Genomic DNA, 24176 nt, shown 5'->3' with positions numbered 1-24176 from the left:
AACACATTCCGTATTGGTACGTACAATCCACCCTACTTAGCGGTTCGCATAATGTCTGATAACAAACGTGATCTAATAGGCTATGGAAAAACACCGCCGCATCCTGAATGGCCCAATAATGCACGTTTAGCCATTAACTTTGTTATTAATATTGAAGAAGGAGCAGAGCGCAATATATTAACTGGCGATAGTAGCTCGGAAAACTATTTAACCGAAATCGCCATGCGTGAAGCAATGCCAAGGCAACGTGACTTATTTTCTGAATCTATTTTTGAATACGGTTCGCGTTGCGGCATCTGGCGCTTGCTAGACTTATTTGAGCAACGGAAAATTAACATTACTACCTGGGCCTGTGGCATGGCTTTAGAAAAAAATCCTCAGCTTGCCAGGCATCTTGTAGAGCAAGGCCATGAAATTGGCGGACACGGATATCGCTGGATTGACTATAGCAAGGTGGATCCGGCGCTGGAACGCGAGCATATTATTAAAACCCTGGACATTATAAAGCACTACAGCGGGAAAATGCCCTGGGGCTGGTATACCGGACGTAAAAGCTTACAAACCCGCAATTTATTACAGGCTGCAGGTCTGCGTTATGATTCTGAAAGTTATGCTGATGACCTGCCCTTTTGGCAAATCGTCAATGCTCAAGAGCATTTAATTATTCCCTATAGTATTGATGTCAATGATGCAAAATATTACTTAACACCCGGCTGGATGTCCGGCGATGATTTTTTGAATTACTTAATCAATACCGTGCTCTGCTTATATCGTGAAGGCGAAAAAAGCCCTAAAATGATGACTATTGCTTTACATGCTAGAATTAGTGGACATCCTGGAAGAGCGGAAATAATCCACCGCTTTCTGGATTTTCTCGCTGATTATGCTGATATCTGGATATGTACCCGGCAACAAATTGCCCAGCACTGGTATCAACATCACCCTTATCAAACAGGAGATTGATAAATGAAGAATATATATCATATACGTCGCATGCACGCGGATGAAGTGCAAGTTGCCATAGACTGGGCACAGCAAGAAGGCTGGAATCCGGGATTGCACGATGCAGAAATATTTTATCAATCCGATCCAAATGGTTTTTTTGTGGGTGAACTGAATGACCAGATAATTGCCGTCGGTAGCGCTGTGTGCTATGACCCCTACTTTGCTTTTTGTGGTCTGTATATCGTTCACCCTGATTTTCGCGGTCAGGGCTATGGACTACAATTAACTCAGGAACGATTACATTATGTTGACTCGCGCAATGCCGGGATAGATGGGGTAGTCGAAAATATTAGCATTTACGAGCGTATCGGCTATCATCTAGCTTATCAAAATATGCGCTATCAAGGTATTGCTCATCAGGCTAAGTCAGATAACAGTGCAATAGTTGCATTATCTGAGCTAAATTTTAAAGACCTGGCAGTATACGATCGCCTGTGTTTTCCCGCACCGCGTGATGTATTTCTAAAGGCATGGATTAAACAACCAGACTCGCGAGCTATTGCCTACGTCAAACAAGGTCAGTTAATGGGCTATGCTGTGCGCCGAAAATGCATTGAAGGGCATAAAATCGGGCCACTATTTGCGGATGATTTTAACGTTGCAAATAGTTTGTTAATTGCGCTAGAGCAAGATATCGTCGGTGATAGCATATTTCTGGATATCACCGATATAAACCCGGCAGCCATGCGTCTAGTTGAGAGACACAAAATGCAGCAAGTTTTCAGCACTGGCCGTATGTATTTAAAAGGTCAGCCTAAGTTGGCAGATGAGAAAATTTTTGCCATAACAACTTTTGAGTTAGGCTAAACTATTGTCACAATCTCAGTTAAACAGCCGGTTCTTCATCCCGTTTACATAGAGTAATATCCGAAAAAATACCGATATAGTGCATGACACAGCCATATTGGTCTTGAACACTTGTGATACTCAGCCACCGCGCTTGTTGTTGAACCTAGAAAAATCAGTTGCTCACGGTTACTAGTACACGCTCTTGATTTCACAGCACTTCCAAAAAATGTCCGATTAACCTACGGGTGAATCTAAAGTTTTTTGCAAGTGTTATATTAATTCAATATTTTGCACTATAACTCCGCCCACAACTGATTATTCCAGGTTGAATCAAATACGCTGGTTAGTCTGCCAGTAAATCCTGATTTTCCAGAGCAACAGGCTGTGGCGCTTTTAGGCCAAAGTGCTGATAGGTTTTCCCTGTAACTACACGGCCTCTTGGCGTACGCATAATAAAGCCCTGTTGAATCATATACGGCTCTAACACATCTTCAATCGTTCCACGTTCTTCACTGATTGCAGCCGCCAGGGTATCCAGCCCTACTGGTCCGCCGTCAAAATTATCAATGATGATTTTCAATAAGCGTCTATCCAGCTGGTCAAAACCACAATGATCGACTTTTAACATGCTTAAAGCCTGTTGCGAAGTACCTTGATGGATGGTGCCATCGCCCTTTACTTCTGCATAATCTCGCACTCGTCTTAATAAACGATTGGCTATTCGGGGGGTTCCGCGCGAGCGTTTTGCAATTTCGTGTGCGCCACTCTGGTCAATTTGTATCCCCAGGACTTTTGCAGAACGCGTTACGATATAAGTCAATTCATCTACACTGTAAAACTCAAGTCTTTGAATAATACCGAATCTATCGCGTAAGGGAGACGTCAATAAGCCGGCTCTAGTTGTGGCACCCACTAAGGTAAAGGGAGGCAAGTCAAGTTTGATGGATCTTGCTGCTGGCCCTTCTCCGATCATAATATCGATTTGATAATCTTCCATTGCCGGATAGAGGATTTCTTCGACTACCGGGCTTAGACGATGTATTTCATCTATAAACAGTACATCATGTGCTTCAAGATTAGTTAATAAAGCAGCAAGGTCACCCGCCTTATCCAGCACCGGACCGGATGTTTGGCGTAAATTTACATTCATTTCATTGGCTATGATATGTGCCAGTGTAGTCTTCCCCAGACCTGGCGGGCCAAAAATTAACACATGATCCAGTGCTTCTTTGCGTGCTACTGACGCCTGAATAAACAATTCCATTTGATCACATAGGGCTTCCTGACCTATATAGTCTTTAAGTGTTTTCGGCCTGATAGCACGATCTTGACGTTCTTCGTCTATTTGGCCATTGGCACTTATGATCCGGTCATTTTCAATCATTTAGTTAACCAGGATAAACACCGGTAGATAAATATCTATCTCCCCGATCACAGATAATGCTAACGATGGTTGCATTTTCTACTTCTTGTGCCAGTCTTAATGCTGCAGCGACAGCTCCACCCGAGGAGACCCCTGCAAAAATCCCTTCTTTACGGGCTAAATCACGCATGGTTTGTTCTGCTGTATGCTGATCCATATTCATCACCCTATCCACCCGTGACGGCTGATAAATTTTAGGCAGATATTCTTGCGGCCAGCGACGGATACCAGGGATTTTGGCACCATCTTCAGGCTGCACACCGACAATTTGAATATCAGAATTCTGCTCTTTCAAATACTTGGAAGTCCCCATGATAGTGCCCGTCGTACCCATTGCACTGACAAAATGGGTTATTTCTCCTTGTGTATCCCGCCATATTTCCGGACCTGTTCCTTCATAATGCGCAAGTGGATTATCAGGGTTAGCAAATTGATCTAATATTCGCCCTTTACCTTCAGCTTCCATTTTTCTGGCTAAATCTATCGCCGCCTCCATACTCCCTGCTGCAGGCGTAGAAATAATTTCAGCACCATAGGCTTTCATTGAAGCTAGTCGCTCGATACTCATATTATCCGGCATGATCAAGGTTAAATGATAGCCTTTAATTGCTGCAGCCATTGCTAAGGCAATCCCGGTATTGCCACTCGTGGCTTCAATTAAATGATCGCCCGGTTTTATCTCCCCTCGCGCTTCAGCATGTTGGATCATACTAATCGCAGGACGATCCTTTACTGAACCAGCAGGGTTATTTCCTTCCAGTTTCACTAAGACAGTATTCGTGTCAGATGTGATCAATCGTTGCAATTTAACTAGGGGGGTGTTGCCAACAAAGGCTTCAATCGTTGAGTAATTCATTTATTAATCATTGTTGTACGGACTTCAGTCCACTTTGGTCGGTGCAGATTTATATTTACCATGAAGAGCATGAAGGACTTGAAGAATATACCTTATTGCCTGCATTCTTTATCCTGCATGTCCTGCATGGTAAAAACGGGTTTTACATCGCCCATTTTTGTAGCGGACTGAAGTCCGATCTACCATCTGTAATCTAACTCTAACGGGAAAACATTTTAACCAGATTTGATATTCTAGCCACTTGTGTTTCCGACAATTGATGCCATGAAAATTGCCATTTCCAATTTCCATTGACAGTTCCCGGAGTATTCATCCGATGTTCGCCACCTAATTCTAATATGTCCTGCATTGGTACAATCGCCAGATTGGCTACTGAGGAAAAAGCGGTCCCTATGAATAAATAAGGCATTGAAGCCTGAGGGTTGCCAAGATATTGGTAGACACGATGTCTATCATGATCATTGATTGAATTAAACCAGCCTACGGTCGTATCATTATCATGTGTTCCGGTATAAACAACACAATTTTGGTCATAATTATGCGGTAAGTAGGGGTTATTATCCGTATCGCCAAAAGCAAACTGCAAAATCTTCATCCCAGGAAGATTAAAGCTTGTTCTCAGTTCATCAACTTCAGGGGTAATAATTCCTAAATCTTCAGCAACTAACGGGATATTTCCAAATTCTTTTTGCAATGAAGATAATAATTCTTTTCCAGGTGCTTCAACCCATTTACCGTTAATTGCAGTGTCTTCACTAGCAGGAATTTCCCATGCCGCTTCAAAGCCTCTAAAATGATCAATACGCAAGATATCAAACATTTCTAGCTGGCTACGCAAACGTTGCTTCCACCAGGAAAATTTAGTTCTTTTTAAGTATGTCCAGTCATAATGAGGATTCCCCCAGCGTTGTCCGGTTTCTGAGAAATAATCTGGAGGCACGCCAGCAACAACAGACATTTCCCCTGATTTATCCAGTTTAAAAACAGCACGATTGGCCCAGACATCAGCGCTGTCATAAGAGACAAAAATAGGAATATCACCAAACAATAAAACATTTTTGTTATTAGCGTATTCTTTTAGCGCCATCCATTGTCTATAAAACAGGAATTGCTCAAACCTGATTATTTCAATAACCGATGCCAGTCTTTTACGCGCTGCCTTTAGAGCAGCAGGTTTGCGTTCTTTTAAGGGCGTTGGCCATTGGTTCCAGCACTGTTGAGAAAACTCATTATGCAGGGCGACGTATAAGACATAATCATCTAACCAGCTAGCTTTATCGCTACAAAAATCCACGTATGCCTGTTTTTCTTCGGCACTGGCAAGGTTTTCAAATCCTGTATATGCTTTGGCAACAAGACAGTGTTGATTATAATCCCCACCCGCCTGACAAGAATCGCATTGCTCTGCTTCCTGTAACCAGCCATTCTGCTTTAGTTCTTCCAGGCAAATAAGCCCAGGGTTTCCCGCGTGAGCAGACAGGCATTGATAAGGAGATCCGTCTCCATGGGGTACTCCCAGGGGTAAAGTTTGCCATACTTTAATGCCAGTATTGTGCAGAAAATCGACAAAATTATAGGCTTCCCGGCCCAGATTCCCAGCGCCATGTTCATTCGGTAATGAAGTAATGTGTAATAATACACCGGCGCGTCGTTGTGCTAATAAATTATCTTCCTGCTGTGCCATTCTTTAGTCTGAACCTTTACGCATTGTGCCGCCCATAGCTGGGTCGCCAGAACCTTGTGTGAAGGACAAGGATAAATATGCTGGAGCATGTTCGCCTAGCAAGTGATACAAATTACTTAAATTCAGGCGAAATTGTTTTTCAAAACTACTAACTGCCTGATCAGGGTTATAATCACCAAACCACCAGAACCAGTCTGAACCTTCACAGACTGCTAGCTGAAATTCAGCTTCTACTAGCTGTTCTTTGGATAGTCTATTCGTTGCTACCACTTTATCAAAGCACTTTTTCACATCCCCTAACATATCCCAACCACGATTCTTATCGATATCGCCAATCCAGGTAGAAAATGTTCCATATACCCAACTACCCGCCATCATTTTTTCTAACGGCTTGACTGTCACTTTTTCTGCTAAACATTCTGAAAATGTTGTGAGTTCTATATCGGGATGCTCGGCCAAACGCTTATACAAAGTGCTTAAAAAATGGTATCCATTTTCTGGAAAATACTCCCAGGCATTCTCGCCATCCATTATGATGGATACAACGCGACCTTCTGGCCCATGCTCGGCTATATTTTCCAGGTGGTGAATCATATCCCCCACAGCATCATCAGCATGCCACTTGGAATATTTAAAGCCAATTAAGTCAGACAGTCCATCATCACGGAAAAAACACGGAATTTCAGTATCTTTCAGCTGAAAAGGGTGATGTATACTTTGTTCTGTATCAGCTCCGGCAATATGCAGGCTATTATGTAATACCTGGCCACCCGTTGCAGCCCATTCATAACCTGCCTCGCCTAGTATTTTCAACGTTGCATCACTGACCGCACCTTCGGAAGGCCAGCAACCTTTAGGAAGTGATCCAAAAAAACGCTTAAATGTTGCGTTACCTTGTTGAATATGCCACTTAACCCTTTCTTCGCCACCAGGGTAGGCATCTAACTCAGGTAGTGGCGCATCAGGCATGGCCTCTTTTGCGGATTGTATATCCAGCATCAAAGGAACAATCGGGTGCGCATAAGGCGTTACGGAAAGCTCTATGCGCCCTTTTCTTGCCAGTGCGTTATAACGATAAATAACGCCAGATAATAATTCACCAATAATTTCAATAATCTCAACGCGGTCATGCAAGGTAAAGTTACCCGCCTTGCTGATTAAGCGTTGTACTCTTTCATCGGATAATTTAACGGTTTCGCCCATCCAGGCAAGATGATACCAGACTAGCAAATCCACAATAAATTGCGCATTGATATATTTAGCTGTATCGCCGTGCGCATGCAACCAATCAACCATTTTTGCTAAATTACTATAGGCAGGATAGCGGTCAATTTGTCGCTCTCTATTGGCACGCATGCAGTGATTAATCAGCTCAAACCTTTCTTCCACGTCTTCTGGAATTGTCGGCATAGCCAAGGCTGCCAATATAGGATCTTTCATCTCTACATGATCGTGCAGATAGCAATTGACCTGTTTTGCATAATCTTCTATCTGCTCAAGCAAAATAGGCGCAAAATTAACCACAGCTTTAGCGTCAGGCTGCGCTTCAAGATGGGCGACCATATCTACATAGTCTTTTATGACATGTAAATAGGTCCACGGTAATTGAAACTCGCCTGTTTGCCGATCTCTGTATTCTGGTTGATGCATATGCCAGCATAAAACCAGTTTAATCTTTTTATTACCTGACATAGTGTCTTTTTTGTCCCAACATATCCGGCGTTACTAAAACTACACCACCTGTACTGACTTGAAAACGCTTTTCATCTTCTTCGCGGTTTTCGCCTATCACTGTTCCTTCCGGAATTTGACAGCCTTTTTCGATAATAGCTTTATTAATCCGGCAATGTCTGGCTATGTTTACTTCAGGTAAAAGTAAGGAGTCAGTCACCGTGCTATAGGAATTTACGCGTACATTTGAAAATATGAGTGAGTGCCTGATGGTAGACCCGGATATAACACAACCACCTGAAACCATCGAGTCAATTGCTTCACCTCTTCTATCATCATCATCAAAGACAAATTTAGCCGGTGGCGTTTGTGCCTGGTGAGTCCAGATGGGCCAGGTGTTATCATAAAGATTCAAGTCAGGTTCTACGCCAATTAATTCCATATTAGCCGACCAGTAAGCATCAATAGTACCCACGTCGCGCCAGTAACTTTGTACGCCGCTTTGTAAATCCAGAAATGGATAAGCATTGACGTTATGACTAGCGATAACCGAAGGAATAATATCATGACCGAAATCATGAGTAGACCCTTCTGTATCCCCATCTTTTGATAATTGCTCAAAAAGAAAGTCGGCATTAAAAATATAAATACCCATCGATGCCAAAGCACGATCATCTTTGCCTGGCATAGTGGGTGGATTTTCTGGCTTTTCCACAAACGCTTTCACGCGTCTGTTTTCATCAACATGCATCACACCAAATTCTTTCGCCTCCTCTAAAGAGACCTCCAGACAGCCTATGGTTAAATCGGCATTTTGCTCTACATGATCGGCCAACATAGCGCCATAGTCCATTTTGTAGATATGATCTCCCGCAAGAACAAGTATATGATCAGGGCTTCGACTGCGTAAAATATCTACATTCTGGTATATCGCATCGGCTGTGCCCTTGTACCATGAGTCATTACCATGTCTTTGCTGCGCAGGCATAATATCAACATACTCATCAAATTCACCGCGCATAAACCCCCAGCCCTGCTGTAGGTGCCGAATCAGAGAATCCGCCTTATACTGGGTTAAAACTCCTATTTTGCGTATGCCCGAGTTAATACAGTTTGACAGAGGAAAATCAATAATACGAAACTTGCCACCAAAGGGAACCGCAGGCTTCGCACGCCAATCGGTCATGTTTTTTAAGCGTGACCCTCGACCACCCGCCAGAATTAAAGCAATGGTGTTCCGAGTTAAATGGCTAACAAAACGATCATGGTGGCGTTCTTCTGAATTTGACATACTCATCCTCTTTAATTTAAATAGGCTTTTACTTTATAGTCTTTTATTTGTTACTATTCTAGCAAATTGTATTCTAACACCTGAGGCACTGCAAAATGAATAAGCCCACAAAAAAAAATCAGCTTGATGCTGATTTAATAAAAATAAGTGAAGCCAAACACCACGACCCCTTTTCGGTATTAGGACGCCATACCAAGGATTCTGTTACTACCATCACGGCTTATTTGCCCAATGCCGACACGGTTAGTATCGCCGGCCACAAAGTTGCCATGCAGCGCATTCCCGGTACAGATTTTTTCCAAACCAGCGATGTGCCAAAAACGCTGGAGCGCTATTATCAGTTTGAAATCACTGATAAATCAGGGCATTATTTTGAACAATATGATCCCTACGCTTTTGGCTCCCAGTTACCTGAATTTGATCAGCATTTATTTGGCGAAGGACGGCACTGGCATATTTATAAAAAATTAGGTGCACATTTACTCAACGTTGAAGGAGTAGACGGGGTTTTATTTAGCGTCTGGGCACCTAACGCAGATCGCGTCAGTTTAGTGACAGAATTTAATAACTGGGATGGTCGTTGTCAGCCAATGCGCATATTAGGTGGTAGCGGTATCTGGGAAATATTTATCCCCGGCTTAAGCGAAGGCTGTCTATATAAGTATGAAATTCTTAACCGTGATAGCCAGCAAATCAGCGTTAAAACAGATCCTTATGGTCAACAGTTTGAATTTCGCCCACAAACTGCTTCACGTGTTGTCGATGAATCAAGCTATGAATGGAAAGACAAACAGTGGATCGATAAACGCCTAAAACACGACTGGCTGAGTGAAGCCATGTCGATCTATGAAGTACACCTAGGGTCCTGGAAGCGAGATGAACAAGGTAACTTTCTAAGCTATCGCGACCTGGCACATCAATTAGTTGAATATGTAGAATACCTTGGCTTCACGCATATAGAATTATTACCCATAACCGAACACCCTCTGGATGCATCCTGGGGTTATCAAACAACAGGCTATTTTGCACCTACTAGCCGTCATGGTGATGCTGATGAATTTCGCTACTTTATAGATCATTGTCACAAGCATAATATTGGTGTCATTCTAGACTGGGTACCGGCGCATTTCCCCAAAGATGATTTTGCACTCGCCCGCTTTGACGGCAGTTCGTTGTATGAACATGAGGATCCACGCAAGGGTGAACACCGTGACTGGGGAACCCTAATCTATAATTACAGCCGTAACGAAGTGAAAAACTTTCTCTTATCCAGTGCGTATTTCTGGATAGAAGAGTTTCATATAGATGGCTTACGTGTGGATGCTGTTGCCTCTATGCTGTATCTGGATTATTCGCGGGAAGAGAATGACTGGCTGCCTAATATGTATGGTGGCAATGAAAACCTGGAAGCGATCGACTTTTTACGTGAACTGAATACAGTCACTCATGAACAACATCCAGGCACCGTTGTTATTGCTGAAGAATCCACTTCATGGCCGCAAGTGACTCGCCCAACCTGGACGGGTGGTTTAGGCTTTTCCATGAAATGGAATATGGGCTGGATGCACGATATGCTATCGTATATGCAACAAGACCCCGTACATCGCCGTCATCATCATGACCAGCTCACTTTCGGTATGCTATATGCCTTTACCGAAAACTTTGTACTTCCTTTCTCACATGATGAAGTAGTACATGGCAAAGGCTCCATGTTGACTAAAATGCCAGGGGATGAATGGCAAAAATTTGCTAATTTACGCTTGCTCTATACCTTTATGTTTACCTACCCGGGTAAGAAATTACTCTTTATGGGCTGTGAATTTGCCCAGGGTACTGAGTGGAATTTTAATCAGGCGCTGGACTGGTATGTACTGGATCATTCATTCCACAAAGGCATGCTTACCTTGGTTAAAGATTTGAATAAAATGTATGTTAAGCACCCTGCTCTTTTTCAACATGATTTCGATAATCAGGGTTTTGAGTGGATTGACTGTCATGATATGGAGCAATCCATTATCAGCTACGCTCGTAAAACTGATAATGAAACCTTAATTGTTATCTTGAATTTCACTCCTGTTCCACGTGAAAATTATCGTATCGGGGTGCCTGATCCAGGTTCTTATATAGAAATTTTTAATTCTGATTCAGAATTTTATGCAGGCACTAATATCGGTAATGGTCAGGTATTTAGTGAAGAAACTCCGTGGATGAATCAGGATCAATCAATAAATATCACGATACCTCCCTTAGCTGGCATAGTATTAAAACGATAACATGAAGAACATACTTTTTGTTAGTAGTGAAGTACACCCCCTCATTAAAACAGGGGGCCTTGCTGATGTCGCTGGCAGCCTGCCTATTGCCCTGGCTGATCTAGATCAAGACGTACGCATAATCATACCTAAATATCAAGCACTTAAACTTGAAGAAGAGGTAGAGTACCGTTGTTATCTGCGCCTTAATAATCATGATGTTAATATTCTAGAAACGCGTTTACCGGGTACGGATGTTATCGTCTGGTTAGTTGATTGCCCCGAGTTTTTTGATGTACCGGGAAACCCTTATTCCGATGAATTTGGTAATGCCTGGACTAATAGTGCTGCACGGTTCTCATTGTTTTGCCGTGTTGCAGTCGAGGTGTCTCAAAACCGTGCACATCTAGACTGGAAAGCGGATATTGTGCATTGTAATGACTGGCAAAGTGGCCTGGTTCCTGCACTGTTGACCTTGGAACCACACCGCCCTTCAACAGTGTTTACGATACACAATATGGCTTATCAAGGCATGTTTTCCAAGGCAGAATATTTAGAGCTGAATTTACCTGGCCAATTGTGGAACCCTGGTGCATTAGAGTTCCATGATTTGCTATCCTTTATCAAGGGAGGTATAGCCTGTGCAGATCATATTACAACGGTTAGTCCAAATTATGCTTTAGAAATTCAGACGGCTGACTACGGCTACGGTTTAGAGGGGCTATTACACCACCGCCATCATGAACTCAATGGCATTATCAATGGGATAGATACCAACGTATGGAACCCGGAAACAGACCCCCGTATTGCGCAGAATTATAATATTGCTACCCTAGCAAAAAAAGCGGTCAACAAAACCGCCTTGCAAAAGCACTATAATCTACCCGTAGACCCCACTATTCCACTAATTGGCCTTATTGGACGACTGGTAGACCAAAAAGGGATTGACCTAGTTATTGACAGTTTAGATGAGTTGATTAACTACCCGATTCAGTTTGTACTCCTAGGTTCTGGAGAAAAAGGTTTTGAACACCGGCTTAAAAATTTAAGTTACTTATACCCTGATAAAATCTCCGTATCTATCGGCTATAACGAAGATCTGGCACATTTAATTGAAGCCGGAGCTGATATGTTCTTGATGCCATCTCGTTTCGAACCTTGTGGACTTAATCAATTGTACAGCCAGCGTTATGGTACGCTACCAATCGTTAGAAAAACAGGTGGTTTAGCAGATACGGTTGTTGATGCTATGCCAGATACCCTAGCAGATAAAACAGCATCAGGATTTGTTTTTCAAGAGCCTACTGTCGGTGCTATGCTGGAAACGATTAAACGTGCAATATTACTTTATGCAAATAAGCGAAGCTGGCAGCAGTTGCAAAAAAATGCCATGCGTAAAGATTTTTCCTGGCGTCAAAGTGCCCAGAAATATCTGGATTTATATAATACCTTGTAACGACAAAACTGCAGCTAAGGAAAAAGTGAACCCTCGCCCCTATCTGCTGGGTCAATGCTGTTGACCTAAGAATAATCTCCTTCTCCAGAGGGAGAAGGTTGGGATGAGGGGATTATCAATGCATGATTTAATTCTCCTCACCCTGCTCTCCAGCAAGAGAGGGCTTAAGTCAACAGCGTCGCCTTTCTGGGTTAGGATTCACAGCAAGAATAGCCACGGCTGCTTCATTTATACGCCCCCGTTCTGACGAGTTCTTCTAATTTACTGGTAGCCGCTTCACACGGGTCTAGGGAGTTTAATACACGTTGCTGTGCGGCTAAGTCATCACCCACCTTGTCCCGCACGCGGATAGCATAAGCGTTAAGATCAACACAGGCATCCTGCATTTCCTGCTCTGCTGTAGACAAAGTACTATAGTCTTCATCCATCGTGATAATCATTACTTCACTCATAACAACATTTTGTCGCCTGAATATTGCTTCAGCATCAACCCTGATTTGAGTTATTTTATAGAGGCCGAGAGGATCTTTTACCCCTGCACAACCAAAAAACAACATAATGTATATAATTAATGCGAACTTGGTTATAACTTTCTGGTTAAATAGCGGCATCTTTTCTCTATCATCAATCTCATTTCATTATGACTCACACAACTAAACCCGTTGTACTTTGTTTTTCAGGCCATGACCCTAGTGGCGGTGCTGGTATTCAAGCAGATATTGAAACAATAATTAGCCATCAATCTCATGCTACCAGCGTTATCACGACCATAACCGAGCAAGACACACACAATGTCAAAAAGATGCTACCACAGTCGGCCGAAGCAATTATTTCTCAGGCCAGAACCATTCTAGAAGATTTACCGGTAAAGGCCATTAAAATTGGTTTGATGGGTCGTGTAGAAACAGTTGAAGCCATACACACCATTTTAAGCGAATATTCTACCATACCTGTTATATTAGACCCTGTATTAGCTGCCGGCGGAGGGTCCAGCTTATCCAGTGATGCTCTAATTGACTCGATTATCGAGTTATTACTCCCGCGCACAACAATTCTAACGCCCAATAGTGTCGAGGCACGTCAGATTGCCAAGACAGATGACCTGGAATTATCTGGCACGCGATTATTAGAGTTAGGTTGTAAATACGTGTTGATTACGGGAGCCCATGAACAAACAGACGCCGTTAGTAATAAGCTTTACCATCAAGGTGAATGTATAGAAACTTATAGCTGGGATAGATTACCACAAAGTTATCATGGTTCTGGTTGTACTTTAGCATCCAGTATCGCCTCATTATTGGCGCACGGACTGGAAATAAAAACCTGCATGATGGAAGCTCAAGAATATACATGGAATTGCTTGAATGCAGGCTATCAACTAAGTTCAGGACAATTTTTACCTAATCGTCTATTCTGGATGCATGATCATAACTAAGCTATGCGTAAAGCGATTGTAAAATGAATTTTCCTTCATCAGGGCTGTACGCCATTACCAAAACTGAGCATAAGACGAGCGCACAAATCATTGCTGATGTTAGTGGCGCAATAAAGGGTGGTATAAAAATTTTACAATACAGGGACAAACAACCTGTCAATGCAGTCTACCTGGCAGGTGCATTAAAAGAGCTCTGTCATGCGAACAATATTCCTTTGATTATCAATGACGATATCACCCTGGCTAAACAGATAGGTGCAGACGGCGTACACATTGGCAAAGAAGATGGGCTGCTCAGTTTTGCACGTGAAACTTTAGGGCAGTCAGCAATCATCGGCGTTTCCTGTTACGACAGTGTAGAATTGGCCATTCAAGCACAACAGAGTTCAGCTGATTATGTTGCTTTTGGTCGATTCTTCCCTTCCAGCAGCAAACCATTAGCGGCGGCAGCACAGATATTAAGCCTACAGCAAGCTAAAAACCGTTTGCATGTACCTATCGTGGCTATAGGCGGCATATTACCAGAAAATGGTGCAGAATTACTTAATGCAGGAGCTGATCTATTAGCCGTTATCGGAGGGATTTTTACCGCAAGCCCTTATCAATCAGCGCAAGCTTACCAGGTATTATTCAAATGAAAGCATTATTAACTGTATTCTTAAGCTTAACGCTAAGCGCCTGCAACTACCCAGGCATGCAACAGCGTTTGGCACAAGGCAAAGTTTTAAGTTTTGAGCGCAGCAAAGGCAATTGTCTTGCCTGTCATATTATTGAAGATGGCGAAGATCCTGGAAATATAGGTCCGGCCTTAGTCAATATCCAAGAAAAATATCAATCAAAAGATCAACTGCAAGCCATTATCTGGGATGCCACACAATTCAATGCAAATACCAGTATGCCTCCCTTCGGTAAAAATAAAATTCTTACGCCTGAAGAACTGGAATTAGTAACGGATTATATCTGGTCGGTTAATAGTCTAACTAGTGCGAATAAGTAAGCTGCTAAAAAGGTTATTTTCACCCTTTAGTACGGGCCCACTCAGGAAAAACATCTGGATCTATTGAAAAGGCAACCGTGCCAATAAAATAAAACAATAGGGAGATGACAAAAATCCCGACAATATTGATAAAAATCCCAGCCCGAACCATATCTGACATTTTTACTCGACCACTCGCAAATATAATTGCATTAGGTGGCGTGGCAACTGGAAACATAAAAGCACAAGAAGCTGAAAGCGTCGCGGGAATCATTAATAATAATGGATTGGTTTGCATCGCTACTGCAACCGATGCGAGTACAGGCAATATCATTTCCGTCGTCGCGGTATTTGATGTCAGTTCGGTTAAAAATATAATACCCGAACAGATTGCGATAATCATTAGCAAAGGGGGTGTTCCTGCAAGACCACTAAATTGATTGCCAATAAAGGCAGAAAGCCCCGTCACCTGAAAACCTTTTGCCAGGGCAAACCCGCCACCGAAAAGTAAAACGATATCCCAGGGAAGTTTTTTTACCACCTCAGCCCCCATTAGAGTACTTCCGTTACCCCCTTGGCTTCGAGCTGGAATTATAAACATCAACATGGCCATTGTCATGGCGACGGTCGCATCATCAATCAAAGCTGGATATGGCAATAATGCCGACCAGCCTGGTATCGTAACAAAACCAAGATCCAGGTTTTCCCTAAACACCCATAACAGTGCAGTTAGAGAAAAAATCAGCAACACTGCTTTTTCTTCATAGCTCATAGAACCTAATGCAGTATATTCCTGATTAATAAGCTTTTGATCGATGCGTAATTTTGTTGAAATACGAAACAAAACCTTACACAGCAATAGCCAAACCGATATCAGCATAACAGCTGAAATGGGCAAAGCCACCAACATCCAGCGACCAAACGCAATAGGTTCTGCCTGTGGGAAAGTTATATGAAAAATCTGCACAAAAGAAAGATTAGGCGGCGTCCCTACTAGAGTAGCAACACCACCAATAGAGCACCCATAAGCAATGCCTAGCATTAAACAAGTCGTAAATTGAACCGTTTCACTCACACTAAAATCGTCTTCCAACTGCAAGACGATGGCCAAACCAATCGGCACCATCATAATTGCAGTTGCGGTATTGGATATCCACATAGATAAGAATGCAGAGGCGATCATAAACCCCAAAATAATTTTCTGCGGCCCTCCTCCAATTAATTTAATAATAAACAGGGCAATGCGTTTATGCAGATTCCATTTTTCCATGGTCAGGGCAATCATAAAGCCTCCCAGAAACAGAAAAATAGTACTATTAAAATAAATAGACGCGGTAGCAGAACTTTTTAAAATCCCTAATAAGGGATAAAAAATCATCGGTAAAAGTGCCGTAGCAAATAGCGGAATAGCTTCCGTAATCCACCAGGAAACCATGAGTAGGGTTATGGCAAGCATACAGGTTAAAGCAGGAGCTTCAGGAGATAATTCAACATAGTATAGGGTAAATAGAAACAAACTCGGCCCTAAAAATAAGCCAAATTTTTTTATAGTATCTATGCCTATTTTTCGTACAAACAAACGGCTCATATTGGGATGTATTTACACTTTATCTACACTATTGATTGAATGTAGCCTCAGGTAAACTTTGAAATTAGATTTGACAATAAAACCAGCGACCCTTCTGATATGAGTCGAATTTGGAAATATTCAGAAAATTAAAATTAACAAAAACAGCGACACACTCAAATTAATTTGTTAATATAAAAAAATAAAGAATTTTTAAAATATTGCGCACGCAATAAAGTTAAAAATCTTTATTTGATTCTGAAGAGATTGCTATTGAAAATAAATCCAGGAATAAATCTATTTAATTCATACTACCCATTGATTGCCAATGATAATACAGATCAATGGTAGCGGGGGCAGGATTTGAACCTACGACCTTCGGGTTATGAGCCCGACGAGCTACCAAACTGCTCCACCCCGCGATTGATTTGTTCAATTATACTTGATATCCCTATTCTTGCAAGCAATAATTTAAATTAAGTTAATTGAAACTAAAACAAGACCAGCAATTAAACCTGCAATAACATCATCAAGCATAATACCGAAACCTCCCGATATTTTTTGATCTATCCATTTTATTGGCCAAGGTTTAATAATATCGAATATCCTGAATAGCACAAACCCCAATAATAGATTTTGCCAACTAAAAGCAACGAACCACATGGTAATTAAGTAGCCCGCAATTTCATCCCAGACTATTCCACCAAAATCATGCTCACCTAATTTATTCGCCGCGATTCCACAAATCCAGACTCCTGCAACTGAAACCAATACAGTGGCAAGGCTATAGAGCCAGATATTTGTCTGTACTAAAGCAATATAAATAGGGACTGCTGCTAAAGTACCAAAGGTCCCGGGTGCCTTTTTAGCTAAGCCTGAGCCAAAGCCAAATGCCAGACATAAAACAGGGCTTGTTAGTATTTCTTTAGCGCTTAACTGGGTCTTTCCTACTGTTTGTAAAAACATTATTTATCTATCATCATTAAAGTGTTCAAAACCACTTTCATTAAAAAATGAGGTTTTACCTTGATGTGTAATTCTCAGCCCTCGTTCTTGTTCAATAATACCAATACAACTGCAAGCGATATCTAGTTTACCTACATTTTCGGCACCTATAGTAAAACATAGCTCATAATCATCTCCAGCTACCAGGGGCATTTGCCAATCACCTGTTTGCTTTATGTAGTCCTCTACTGCATCAGAAAGAGGAATTTGTGCATAATCAAGCCTTGCACCGACAGAACTTTTATGCAGAATATGCCCCAGATCCGCAGCCAGCCCATCGGAAATATCAATACAGGCATTTGCTAAAGGTCGAATTGCCAGGCCTTCACCAATGCGCGGATTAGGCTTATGCAAACGTTGCAATGCAAGCTTATCGCCCAGTCCCGAGTAACCTTGTTTAACTCTTAAGCCCAAACCAGCATCCCCAATACTTCCAGTCACATAAATCAGATCCCCAACTTTTGCAGACGAACGCTTTAAAGCCTGATTTTCAGGCACCAGCCCCATTGCTTGAATACTCAAAGTTAAAGGGCCTGAAGTGGTATCACCACCGATTAAATCCAGTTTGTATTTATCAGCTAAAGCAAATAAAGCTTGCGCAAACCCCTGCAACCAAAGCGAATCAACTCTAGGCATCGTTAACGCTAAGGTAATAGCAATAGGCTCAGCACCCATACTAGCCAGATCACTTAGATTCACAGCCAGTAATTTATGCCCTAATTGCTCCGCCGTAACGTCAGGAAAAAAATGTACATTCTCAACCATCGTATCGACAGTAATTGCAAGCTCATAACCTTCTGGCACAGAAAGCAAAGCACAGTCGTCACCAATAGATAAATGGATATTTTTACCTTCGGCTGGACGGGTAAAAAATTGATCGATTAAATTAAATTCTGCGATTGCCATTTTTATGACTATTCTATCTGCTGTAATTTTTTATTATGCTCGTCAAGTTTTCGGTCCATAGCCTCCAGCTTGGGATTAACATACTCAAACGCCCTAGGCACATTAACATGAATAGGCGAGCTCTCAATATCCTGTGCATCTAGAATTTCTGCCTGAGTATGAGTCGATTCCTCAGCCTCTAGAGCGGTTGCTTTCAGCTCAACCGTTGAAACCTTTTTATCCGGTGTATTTATTTGCTTAAAAGCCTGCTCAGACTTTATCTTTCCTTGTTGTTGATATTCCTTAAGTTGTTGCTCAGTAATATATTTGCCATTTACCCAATATTTAGTCACTGCATGCTCAGGGCACCCTCCTTCTTTATAGATAACCTTACCCTTTAGTTCACACTTGGTAATTGCTAAAACGGGGTTCATTAAAACGGAAAGTATCAAGAAAACAAAAACATGCATACTAAACTCCATATCCAAAACATCCTCTACAGTAAAGATAAATTATTAATCCTTCACTTTAAGGCCAAAACAAAACAGCTTGACCGGAATGTAAACTGACTGTGAATGAAAGCATTATTTATATAATTTTAACACTATCACAGCTACTCCCGCTAAAACCTTGTACCCGAAAAAAAAGTAAAAATTTGCATTCAGGGAGATATTGAGAATCCTCAAGGGGCAGAATCTCTTACTGGCCATGGCCAGCACTGTATTCTGTCAGCCTGGTTTCCCTGAAAAACCTCACTTCAAATCATTCGGTCACAGCGCGTTATTTAAGAATTGAAGTTCCTAGAAATTCATCAAGCGACCATGCGTAGTAAAACGGTTACCATCGAATTTACAGGGGAGCTGCTGTATTTGGGGCAAACCCTTTCAAAATCCGGATCCAAAGCAACTTCGGCAATGATGCGTCGAACATCTGAAAAGGCAAAGCTGGTTCGCCCCTTCACTTTGTGCCGACGTTCCGGATCGGTTTTTAAACGATCCGCATAAATCCACGTTAACGTTGTTGCCATCATACATAAGTTCAAGTGGTTGGTCACTGCCTGCGCATTACGACACTGGCTTTTCTGGCTCCCTATGTCCTGCTTAAGCTCTTTGAACCCTGACTCGATTTTCCACCTTGCCCCGTAATACTCAATAATTTGTGCGACTGATAAATCTAAATCAGTCGTAAACAAAGCAATCCATTGTGTGCGACGGAAAACCCAAGCAACCTGAACGGGGCGTTTCAATGCTTTCAGCATAACAACACGATTATAAGCTCTGACTTCACGCTGTTTCCCATAGAGATTTACAGTGTAAGATCGGGCTTCTTTTTGTACTGTTTTGGCCATGTCTGTGGCTGATCCCAGGCGTTGACCCTACTTTTTATTGCGTCCTCGCTGCTTTGGTTTTCTTTTTTCTGGAAGGTCGTATAGAACATTATTGCACCTTAGCCGAGAGAGAATATTAAATCGATTTCCAATCGCTTCATAAACAGGCTTCCATAGGCCGTTATTGCCAAACCAGCTATCAGTGACTGCCAATATTGGAACGATGGAAAAATGTTCTGCAATCTCAATCAGCATTTGACCCGCCTGAGTCATCTTGGTCTGGAAAGAAACAACTTCACCTTTAATCGTGGCTGTCTTCTTTTTTGCTTGAATTGTTTTTAAAGGCAGATAAAATCGGAAATCTAAAAATAAGCAAGCCCTGCGCCCTTTGACTTGTTTCAACAGTCCCACCGATACAATATTTTGTGCCCATGGATATTTGCTTTGATTAGATTTGGCAGCGTGGTCAAAAATCTTTTCACAGCCGAAGATTTTCTTGCCTACTCTAGTGATAATGGAGTCATCCAGTACAACCAAAATGTGCCCACCTGTTTCAGGAGATGGAATCAGCCCCCAGATAGTTTTCCACAAGCCTGTCCACGGTAAAGATGAAGAAGCCATGAAAGTGTAAAAGCACTTATTCTTGATCTCAAACCCAAACAACGTATCAAGGCAGCGCTAAAGATTAGATGTCATCGATGACGTAAAGGGAACGATAATGGACAGGATCGTGTAAACGAACTGAGAGGCTCGTTCACGGCTGTCGAAAGATAGCGTTCAAATTATAAATATTCATAACATTCAATGTCTTGAAAAATATATTCTGATTAAAAGGCGGCATATAGTCCCGATTCAGCCCTCTAATTTCCCCCATTTAACAAATAATCAATCACTTATAAATATTTAGAAAGATTAACCTTGCAATAATTTAGTCATATTTTCCTTTGTTATTATCATCTTATGGATTATAGTTAATCCAACTTGAAATCATTTTTAGCGGGTAAAAGAAACCCCGAAAACAGAGAACGGAAAGACTCAAATCCATGGTTCAACTATCAAAAATATTACACAGCCGTGATAACTGGAAACGCACAACCATCGAATGCCGCTATGAAATTCGAGAATTTAAAAAAACCAAACAGCGTCACCTGAAAAAAATAGCAGAGCTTAAGCAAGAGAATCATGAGTTAAGGCAGCAGGCACTTGAGGTAAAAAAAACTCGATTGTAATTTAAAGAGTAACGTAAAGAGGGCTAAATCTACCGCTCTTGCCGAGGTGGGAAATAGTTCGCAACTCATTGATATAAAGGATGCAGATCAAACGCGTGTTCTTTGTGTTTTACTGATATTGAATGCCGTTGTTTCTTATCGTAGCGTTCCACGCATTCTCGAGTTATTTAAGTCAAAAACAAACACTACAGTTGGCTGGGTTCCTCATTTCACCTCCGTGATCAACTGGAGTTTGCGCTTAGGATTAGGACTTCTGACCCAAGTACAGGCTGTCACTAAGTACCCATGCAAAATTAATTTAACCTTTTATGCAAACTCTACTTTGTAATTCTTTCCAATATTAGACAGCACCTTAAATAATTCTTCCTGAAGAGAGGCATAGGATTCATAAGCTGAAAAAGGAAGCCATTCGTATTTTATTTTACGCCATATAATCTCGATAATATTTAACTCGGGTGAGTATGGCGGTATACGGTAAATGGATAGGTTTTTTTCTTTCCACCTTTCAAGGTTTTCATTAAATTCATTACTCGTATGAGTCGATGCATTATCAATAATAAGAGTTGTTGGTTTTTTAATCTGTTTAGCAAATTCATCAATACAAGCCACAACAACCGAAGTGTTTACACTCCCTTCAAAAACAAAAGAATCAAACCTGCAATCTCTGTTAACAAAACCTAATACATTAAGACGCTTGCTGTTTGAGCTTGGTATTTCAATCGTCTCACCTGACTGTTGCCAAGCATAAGGAACACAGGGTTCTAGTGTAAACCCCGACTCATCAAAGTAGCACAAATCAAGTTCATTCTCTTTATGTTGTTGTATTAATTCTTTTATTTCATCGGTTGCCAAATCAAATTTATCTTGATTACGCTTTATCCTTAAGGATTTTCTAACTCGTTTCCAAACAAGATCAGCTTGTTTACAAATACGTTTTATAGTATCAATGCTAACTGAAATGCCTAGATCTTCTTCAAATTTTGCTAGTACTGATTTTAATGATCTAGGAGATTTTTCAACTCTCTGGACTAAGCTTATTTGTTGTTTTTCAGTTAAAATACCTCGCCGTCCTCTTCCCTGACAGTCAACCAATCCATCGATTCCATTCTTTTCCCAGTTAGAAAACCAAGTGGAAACAGTTTGGCGGCATACGTTATAAATAGAACAAATCATGGGAACAGAATGCTCTTTGAAACTTAATAAAATAGCATGAGCTCGACTTCTACTTAAATGAAGTGGATGGTTTTTATGCATCACATTTAAAGCAGTAATTTCTTCTGGGAGTAGGTGTTTTATATAGAGCACAAACATTTAGAGTCAGCAAAATAATTGTTTATTATGACACCTTTTTTCGTTAAATTAATTTTGCGTAAGTACTTAACCCCTGGGTTGCCATTATTGATCACTCGATTGATATAGGGACTAAAAAAGCCTTAGTTGTTCTGCGGGTTGAAGTGGATGCCTTATCAACACGGGGATCTGCCATTCGACTGGAAGACTGTGAGTGCATTGGCCTCACGGTATCCGATAAAGTTACTGGCGACACTATCTGCACCGAGTTAGAAGAGATTTTCAACCGTGCAGGTCAGCCAGTCGCCATTATAGAAAGATAGAGATGCGACACTTAATAAAGGCGTTCGGTTGTGGTCAGATCAACAAGCGCAGCCAGTGCCCTCTATTGATGATATAAGTCATACGATAGCAACCGCGCTTAAAGCCCAGTTTGAGAAACTGGATATTTATAAACGCGTCACCGCATTAGTCTGTCATGGTGCGAAATGTTTGCGTCAAACATAACTTGCCTTTCTTATGCCGCCAAAATTACGCAGCAAAGGACGCTTTCAAAGTATTGGCAAGCTGGGTAAGTGGGCTGAAAAGATGTTAAATGTCTTTGCTGTCAAAGGCCATGCTGAAGAAGGTAGCCAACTGGCAAAGCTACGCAAGGCATTCCCTCACTTCCGTCAATCAAGAGACTTTATTGTGCCGTTTGCATCCACGACAAAAGTCATTTCGCTGGTCATGGAAATCCTTAAAAATAACGGACTTGATAAAACGACTTATAGACAATGTTTTGAACTCTCGAGAAAACTACCCAGAAACTCAAAAGTAAAAAAGTGTTTACAAAGTTGGTTAAAGAAGCATTTTACACTTCAGAAGAAACTGACTTCTCTACCTTTGCTGGTCAGTAGTGATATTATCGAATCGCTTTTTGGAAACTTTAAGCATATTATTGAGCGAAGTCCACAGGCAGATATGAACCGCACAGTGCTTCTCATTCCAGCACTCTGTGGAAAGTTGACGGATACCACCGTGACACAGGCGTTGCACAAGGCATCCCAGGCTGATATAGAAGCTTGGGAAAAACAATATATTTCTTACACAGTGCGAAAAAAACGGCATGCATTTTTTAATGGCAGGGGTAGCCAAAAAGCGGGGAAGTATAAGGCAGCATAAAAGTCACTTTTCGACAGCCTAGGCTCGTTCACGGCCTAAAGTGGTTTCGGAAAAATGGTCTTGAAGCGGGAGTAAAATATCGCGTAAAATGAACATGAATGAGATCGTTTTATTTGTACAATCAATGCGTTAGAAACTTTTATTATACAGTAAAATCAGGCCTCATTCATCGTTAACCTGTTGTTTTTAAGATAAATTATTGGTTTTTTTAAATAAGATATTACTAATGTTCTTATGCGCTAAAAACTAGGAAACTTCAGTTTATTTAATAAAGCAACATCCACCAGAAGTCTTGCAACGCTTTCAACAAATCCAGATTCAGCAATTACATATTCCTACCATTAGCATTTTTGAGTTGTATTACGGCATTGCAAAAAATAATTCACAGCAACGAAATTTAAAGGCTCTAGAAAACTTTATTACACCACTACGGTGGTAGATTTTAGTATTGAGGCCGCGAAAAAAACAGCTACAATTCGCGCCACGTTAGAAAAACAAGGTAACACGATTGGTGCGTATGATATCCAGATAGCCGTTGTTGCCTTGTCTTTAAATATGACTTTACTAACTAATAATACCCGTGAATTTGAGCGTGTTGAGGGGCTAAAGTTGGATAATTGGGTTAATTAAGGCGAACACCTTGTTCTTTGACTATTACAAAGGAAAACTAGAAATCAAAACCGCGTCGCTTTGTTACTCAATTAGTAGAGACACAATAGGGGAATAAACTCTGTTTTTTTTACTCTCAAAGTTTATAAAAAGATAATAGCTTGAATAATACATGGAACACGGGATTTCCGTATTTAGCTAATGCCCCACACGAGCCATTCGGCAAATAGGTGATTCATTTTTTATTATGGTTACCTATTAT

At 41.3% G+C, this 24176-nt stretch carries 22 protein-coding genes, 1 tRNA gene and 1 pseudogene; 10 read left to right on the top strand and 14 right to left on the bottom strand.

Going from position 1 to position 24176, the window contains the following annotated elements; translation table 11 throughout:
* The first annotated feature begins 51 nt into the window (after positions 1 to 51).
* A complete protein-coding gene (locus tag ACQY3F_RS06130) occupies positions 52 to 963 on the top strand; it encodes a polysaccharide deacetylase family protein (RefSeq protein WP_428354024.1) in 912 nt (303 codons plus the stop codon).
* 3 nt (positions 964 to 966) lie between these two features.
* Positions 967 to 1812, top strand: a complete 846-nt coding sequence (locus ACQY3F_RS06125) for a GNAT family N-acetyltransferase (RefSeq protein WP_428354023.1) — start codon at positions 967 to 969, stop codon at positions 1810 to 1812.
* A 325-nt stretch (positions 1813 to 2137) separates the two neighbouring features.
* Here ACQY3F_RS06125 and ruvB read toward each other — a convergent pair whose 3' ends face one another.
* The 5 genes from ruvB to glgC form a co-directional block, all read right to left on the bottom strand.
* Positions 2138 to 3175 (bottom strand): Holliday junction branch migration DNA helicase RuvB, encoded by a 1038-nt coding sequence (ruvB, locus tag ACQY3F_RS06120; protein ID WP_428357623.1) that lies wholly within the window; start codon positions 3173 to 3175, stop codon positions 2138 to 2140.
* 7 nt (positions 3176 to 3182) lie between these two features.
* Entirely contained in the window at positions 3183 to 4073 is an 891-nt protein-coding gene (cysM, locus tag ACQY3F_RS06115; protein WP_428354022.1) for a cysteine synthase CysM, read from the bottom strand.
* Positions 4074 to 4272: 199 nt separating this feature from the next.
* Positions 4273 to 5757, bottom strand: a complete 1485-nt coding sequence (gene malQ / locus ACQY3F_RS06110; RefSeq protein WP_428354021.1) for a 4-alpha-glucanotransferase — start codon at positions 5755 to 5757, stop codon at positions 4273 to 4275.
* Positions 5758 to 5760: 3 nt separating this feature from the next.
* On the bottom strand, positions 5761 to 7449 hold the full coding sequence (locus ACQY3F_RS06105; protein ID WP_428354020.1) for a glycoside hydrolase: 1689 nt from the start codon (positions 7447 to 7449) through the stop codon (positions 5761 to 5763).
* Complete coding sequence (glgC, locus tag ACQY3F_RS06100; RefSeq protein ID WP_428354019.1) at positions 7439 to 8719, bottom strand: glucose-1-phosphate adenylyltransferase; 1281 nt, start codon at positions 8717 to 8719, stop codon at positions 7439 to 7441. Before glgC ends, ACQY3F_RS06105 begins: the two co-directional genes overlap by 11 nt.
* A 95-nt stretch (positions 8720 to 8814) precedes the next feature.
* Here glgC and glgB point away from each other — a divergent pair, with 95 nt between their 5' ends.
* Together glgB and glgA are read left to right on the top strand one after the other, a co-directional pair.
* A complete protein-coding gene (gene glgB, locus ACQY3F_RS06095; protein WP_428354018.1) occupies positions 8815 to 10992 on the top strand; it encodes a 1,4-alpha-glucan branching protein GlgB in 2178 nt (725 codons plus the stop codon).
* Between the two features lies 1 nt (position 10993).
* Positions 10994 to 12427, top strand: coding sequence for a glycogen synthase GlgA (gene glgA / locus ACQY3F_RS06090; RefSeq protein WP_428354017.1), 1434 nt, complete (start codon positions 10994 to 10996; stop codon positions 12425 to 12427).
* Positions 12428 to 12651: 224 nt separating this feature from the next.
* On the opposite strand, the gene ACQY3F_RS06085 is transcribed toward glgA, so the two are convergent.
* Complete coding sequence (locus ACQY3F_RS06085; protein ID WP_428354016.1) at positions 12652 to 12879, bottom strand: hypothetical protein; 228 nt, start codon at positions 12877 to 12879, stop codon at positions 12652 to 12654.
* 188 nt (positions 12880 to 13067) lie between these two features.
* Here ACQY3F_RS06085 and thiD point away from each other — a divergent pair, with 188 nt between their 5' ends.
* Genes thiD through soxX form a run of 3 tightly spaced genes read left to right on the top strand, consistent with a single transcriptional unit; the run spans position 13068 to position 14859 of the window.
* Positions 13068 to 13862, top strand: coding sequence for a bifunctional hydroxymethylpyrimidine kinase/phosphomethylpyrimidine kinase (gene thiD, locus ACQY3F_RS06080; RefSeq protein ID WP_428354015.1), 795 nt, complete (start codon positions 13068 to 13070; stop codon positions 13860 to 13862).
* A 23-nt stretch (positions 13863 to 13885) separates the two neighbouring features.
* Positions 13886 to 14500, top strand: a complete 615-nt coding sequence (gene thiE, locus ACQY3F_RS06075; protein ID WP_428354014.1) for a thiamine phosphate synthase — start codon at positions 13886 to 13888, stop codon at positions 14498 to 14500.
* Positions 14497 to 14859 (top strand): sulfur oxidation c-type cytochrome SoxX, encoded by a 363-nt coding sequence (soxX, locus tag ACQY3F_RS06070; RefSeq protein ID WP_428354013.1) that lies wholly within the window; start codon positions 14497 to 14499, stop codon positions 14857 to 14859. Before thiE ends, soxX begins: the two co-directional genes overlap by 4 nt.
* 19 nt (positions 14860 to 14878) lie before the next feature.
* Here the strand turns inward: soxX and ACQY3F_RS06065 are convergent, their stop codons facing one another.
* From ACQY3F_RS06065 to ACQY3F_RS06035, 7 genes are all read right to left on the bottom strand, one after another.
* Positions 14879 to 16417 carry an SLC13 family permease gene (locus ACQY3F_RS06065; protein ID WP_428354012.1) on the bottom strand — a complete coding sequence of 513 codons (1539 nt, stop codon included), beginning with the start codon at positions 16415 to 16417 and terminating at the stop codon, positions 14879 to 14881.
* Between the two features lie 333 nt (positions 16418 to 16750).
* Positions 16751 to 16827 (bottom strand) — tRNA-Met (locus ACQY3F_RS06060).
* A 49-nt stretch (positions 16828 to 16876) separates the two neighbouring features.
* A complete protein-coding gene (locus tag ACQY3F_RS06055) occupies positions 16877 to 17371 on the bottom strand; it encodes a phosphatidylglycerophosphatase A family protein (protein WP_428354011.1) in 495 nt (164 codons plus the stop codon).
* A gap of 3 nt (positions 17372 to 17374) precedes the next feature.
* Positions 17375 to 18316 (bottom strand): thiamine-phosphate kinase, encoded by a 942-nt coding sequence (thiL, locus tag ACQY3F_RS06050; protein WP_428354010.1) that lies wholly within the window; start codon positions 18314 to 18316, stop codon positions 17375 to 17377.
* Positions 18317 to 18324: 8 nt separating this feature from the next.
* Complete coding sequence (locus ACQY3F_RS06045) at positions 18325 to 18777, bottom strand: hypothetical protein (protein WP_428354009.1); 453 nt, start codon at positions 18775 to 18777, stop codon at positions 18325 to 18327.
* Between the two features lie 329 nt (positions 18778 to 19106).
* Complete coding sequence (locus ACQY3F_RS06040) at positions 19107 to 19643, bottom strand: transposase (protein ID WP_428354008.1); 537 nt, start codon at positions 19641 to 19643, stop codon at positions 19107 to 19109.
* Between the two features lie 27 nt (positions 19644 to 19670).
* On the bottom strand, positions 19671 to 20243 hold the full coding sequence (locus tag ACQY3F_RS06035) for a transposase (protein WP_428354007.1): 573 nt from the start codon (positions 20241 to 20243) through the stop codon (positions 19671 to 19673).
* A 422-nt stretch (positions 20244 to 20665) separates the two neighbouring features.
* On the opposite strand from ACQY3F_RS06035, the gene ACQY3F_RS06030 reads away from it, so the two are divergent.
* Complete coding sequence (locus ACQY3F_RS06030; RefSeq protein WP_428354006.1) at positions 20666 to 20851, top strand: hypothetical protein; 186 nt, start codon at positions 20666 to 20668, stop codon at positions 20849 to 20851.
* A gap of 306 nt (positions 20852 to 21157) precedes the next feature.
* Here the strand turns inward: ACQY3F_RS06030 and ACQY3F_RS06025 are convergent, their stop codons facing one another.
* Positions 21158 to 22162 carry an IS630 family transposase gene (locus tag ACQY3F_RS06025; protein ID WP_428353111.1) on the bottom strand — a complete coding sequence of 335 codons (1005 nt, stop codon included), beginning with the start codon at positions 22160 to 22162 and terminating at the stop codon, positions 21158 to 21160.
* A 498-nt stretch (positions 22163 to 22660) separates the two neighbouring features.
* Between ACQY3F_RS06025 and ACQY3F_RS06020 the strand changes: the two genes are divergently transcribed.
* Both ACQY3F_RS06020 and ACQY3F_RS06015 read left to right on the top strand, forming a co-directional pair.
* Positions 22661 to 23305 (top strand): hypothetical protein, encoded by a 645-nt coding sequence (locus ACQY3F_RS06020; protein ID WP_428354005.1) that lies wholly within the window; start codon positions 22661 to 22663, stop codon positions 23303 to 23305.
* A gap of 429 nt (positions 23306 to 23734) precedes the next feature.
* Positions 23735 to 23935, top strand: a pseudogene (locus tag ACQY3F_RS06015) (PIN domain-containing protein); the annotation flags it as partial.
* Between the last annotated feature and the right edge of the window lie 241 nt (positions 23936 to 24176).

Source organism: Methyloprofundus sp. (genome assembly GCF_965251085.1).
GTDB lineage: Bacteria > Pseudomonadota > Gammaproteobacteria > Methylococcales > Methylomonadaceae > Methyloprofundus.
Note: the sequence above shows the minus strand (reverse complement) of the source record. Positions and strands in the feature narration are given on the sequence as shown.

Coding starts and splice junctions, on each gene's coding strand:
- ACQY3F_RS06130 (WP_428354024.1), top strand. CDS start 52: ATGTCTGATAACAAACGTGATCTAATAGGCTATGGAAAAACACCGCCG.
- ACQY3F_RS06125 (WP_428354023.1), top strand. CDS start 967: ATGAAGAATATATATCATATACGTCGCATGCACGCGGATGAAGTGCAA.
- cysM (WP_428354022.1), bottom strand. CDS start 4,073: ATGAATTACTCAACGATTGAAGCCTTTGTTGGCAACACCCCCCTAGTT.
- malQ (WP_428354021.1), bottom strand. CDS start 5,757: ATGGCACAGCAGGAAGATAATTTATTAGCACAACGACGCGCCGGTGTA.
- ACQY3F_RS06105 (WP_428354020.1), bottom strand. CDS start 7,449: ATGTCAGGTAATAAAAAGATTAAACTGGTTTTATGCTGGCATATGCAT.
- glgC (WP_428354019.1), bottom strand. CDS start 8,719: ATGTCAAATTCAGAAGAACGCCACCATGATCGTTTTGTTAGCCATTTA.
- glgB (WP_428354018.1), top strand. CDS start 8,815: ATGAATAAGCCCACAAAAAAAAATCAGCTTGATGCTGATTTAATAAAA.
- glgA (WP_428354017.1), top strand. CDS start 10,994: ATGAAGAACATACTTTTTGTTAGTAGTGAAGTACACCCCCTCATTAAA.
- ACQY3F_RS06085 (WP_428354016.1), bottom strand. CDS start 12,879: ATGAGTGAAGTAATGATTATCACGATGGATGAAGACTATAGTACTTTG.
- thiD (WP_428354015.1), top strand. CDS start 13,068: ATGACTCACACAACTAAACCCGTTGTACTTTGTTTTTCAGGCCATGAC.
- thiE (WP_428354014.1), top strand. CDS start 13,886: ATGAATTTTCCTTCATCAGGGCTGTACGCCATTACCAAAACTGAGCAT.
- soxX (WP_428354013.1), top strand. CDS start 14,497: ATGAAAGCATTATTAACTGTATTCTTAAGCTTAACGCTAAGCGCCTGC.
- ACQY3F_RS06055 (WP_428354011.1), bottom strand. CDS start 17,371: ATGTTTTTACAAACAGTAGGAAAGACCCAGTTAAGCGCTAAAGAAATA.
- thiL (WP_428354010.1), bottom strand. CDS start 18,316: ATGGCAATCGCAGAATTTAATTTAATCGATCAATTTTTTACCCGTCCA.
- ACQY3F_RS06045 (WP_428354009.1), bottom strand. CDS start 18,777: ATGGAGTTTAGTATGCATGTTTTTGTTTTCTTGATACTTTCCGTTTTA.
- ACQY3F_RS06040 (WP_428354008.1), bottom strand. CDS start 19,643: ATGGCCAAAACAGTACAAAAAGAAGCCCGATCTTACACTGTAAATCTC.
- ACQY3F_RS06035 (WP_428354007.1), bottom strand. CDS start 20,243: ATGGCTTCTTCATCTTTACCGTGGACAGGCTTGTGGAAAACTATCTGG.
- ACQY3F_RS06030 (WP_428354006.1), top strand. CDS start 20,666: ATGGTTCAACTATCAAAAATATTACACAGCCGTGATAACTGGAAACGC.
- ACQY3F_RS06025 (WP_428353111.1), bottom strand. CDS start 22,162: ATGTTTGTGCTCTATATAAAACACCTACTCCCAGAAGAAATTACTGCT.
- ACQY3F_RS06020 (WP_428354005.1), top strand. CDS start 22,661: ATGCCGCCAAAATTACGCAGCAAAGGACGCTTTCAAAGTATTGGCAAG.